Source organism: Paenibacillus sp. Y859 (assembly GCF_056786405.1).
In genome coordinates this window covers 1-2,018 of sequence record NZ_JBXCIZ010000034.1, presented here as the reverse complement: position 1 = coordinate 2,018, position 2,018 = coordinate 1, and the positions used below count along the sequence as shown (strand labels likewise).

Annotated in this window: 2 protein-coding genes; both read left to right on the top strand. The window is 37.9% G+C overall.

Annotated features, from left to right (window positions below; all coding sequences use genetic code 11):
* The first annotated feature begins 449 nt into the window (after positions 1 to 449).
* Positions 450 to 989: a DinB family protein gene (locus AC1TO8_RS23790; protein WP_482058061.1), complete on the top strand. Its 540-nt coding sequence runs from the start codon at positions 450 to 452 to the stop codon at positions 987 to 989.
* 216 nt (positions 990 to 1,205) lie between these two features.
* Entirely contained in the window at positions 1,206 to 1,742 is a 537-nt protein-coding gene (locus AC1TO8_RS23785; RefSeq protein WP_482058060.1) for a YcxB family protein, read from the top strand.
* Positions 1,743 to 2,018: the final 276 nt, after the last annotated feature.

The window sequence follows — 2,018 nt, the reverse complement described above, 5'->3', positions numbered from 1 at the left end:
ATTCATATAACCTCCTTAGTTTCACTGGGGCCAGCACTTTTGCCCTCCACAGGTTGGCACGGTGATACGGGCTCTAAGGCCCAACCAGCTGAATCGGGGTATGAACAAAAGGCGAGGGCGTAAAACACTTTATACGACGGGATCTATGTCCCAACAAAACATGCGTTTTTCAGCCCAGTGTTGCCTCCAGTATAAAGAAAAAGTCCATCCCCGAGCCAGTCGGGTATGAACTGAGAATACCAACACTACATTCCTACTGCGGGCATTCGCCCTTGATTGCTAGAAGGATTTCCAAGGAGTTTATTCAGGCGATACATTCAACCAGCTAAGTCTGACGACTCGTTCCCTTTGGTCACTTAAGCTACTTGAACGTCAGGAATGCCAAACGTTAGGAGAAATTCGAAGCCAACATTACAAAACTAAAACCTACATCGAAAGGACAATGTACAATGGATTCAGAAAGAATATACTTGATCTCTGAAGTAAAAGGATTTAGCCCCCAGATCGGTAGACTTGTTTCGATGATGAATTATGCGCGATTGACAACGCTTAATACGGTACGAGAGTTAAGTACTGAACAACTGGATTATATTCATGATTCAAACAGTAATTCGATTGGTGCATTATTAATGCATCTCCCCGCAGTTGAACTTGGTTATCAATTGGATACGTTTGAGAATAGAAAGCCAACGGAGGAAGAAATAAAGAAATGGCAACCGGCTTATGAGCTTGGAGATCTAGGACGTAAAGAGATTAAAGGAAATTCGCTTGATTTTTATATACATGAAATGGAGAATATGAGACAAAGAACATTGGACGAACTTAAAAAGCGGAATGATGATTGGTTATATGAAGAACATCCATTTTGGAATGGAAAGCAGGCAAACCATTATTTTATGTGGTTTCATGTATTTGAAGATGAAATTAATCATAGGGGACAAATGAGATGGTTAAGACGAAGGGTAGAAGAGCAATTAAAGAACTCGTAAGCAATTCAAAGAACTTCTCCTAACATAATAATCCTGCATCGGACGACTTCGTCGCCCTCGGTCCCAGAAGTAACATTCGGAGAAGGAATTGCTGAGACACATCCTTTCACCTAACCGCATCGCGGCCAGTCGCTTCGCTCCTTTAAGGTGAAAGGACGTCAGGAATGCCAAACGTTAGGTGAAATTAATACATTTATTTTGGAGGGATATTCGAGGATGACTAATTCGGACCATGTTGTATTGGATGTTCAGCTTACACAAAAAGAATACTCATATTTAACTATTCTACATCAAAAAAAGTCTTTGAAAATAGGATTTATATTTTATTTAGTGCTCTTTTTTATTGTAATAATAAGTATGAATGAGTTTATATTTGAGATCGGTATAGCGACTGTAGGACTTATAGGTGGGGTTATAGTTAGTACTATATTATCGATTGGATTATATTACTTGGCGATTCTTCAATCAAACAGACAATTTAGATCAGATAAATTGCTTCAATACAAACAAACCTACGAAATAACAGATTCAGGTATTTCAGTGAAATCAGATTCAGGTACAGGGCATATTAACTGGAATGAGATATTTAAGGTCGTGGAATCAAAATATATAATTGCTTTATATGCAGGGAAAAATAGGGCTCTAATTCTGCCAAAGGAAGCAATAGTTAAACAGAAGGAAAATGGAATAGAGAATCTAAAGATACTAATCAAAAAAAATGTACCGAAGAATAAAGTGAAGTTTGAAGGTTAATCAAGAAGGCATTAACATCACCTAACAAAATATTCGTACTGCGAGCCGTTCGGCTCTTGATCTGCCAGAAGTATTATCGAGGAAGAAGATTCAGGAAGATACATCCATTCCCCTAAGATAAGAGCTATCTAAGGGGAATGGACGTCACGAATAAACCAACGTTATGTGAAATGCGAAGAGAAAGGATTTAAATATGACAAAAGAAGTAATATCCAAATACTTTTATCAAGATGGAAGCCTTCGAGATATTTATATACTTCAGTCTCATTTATTTGA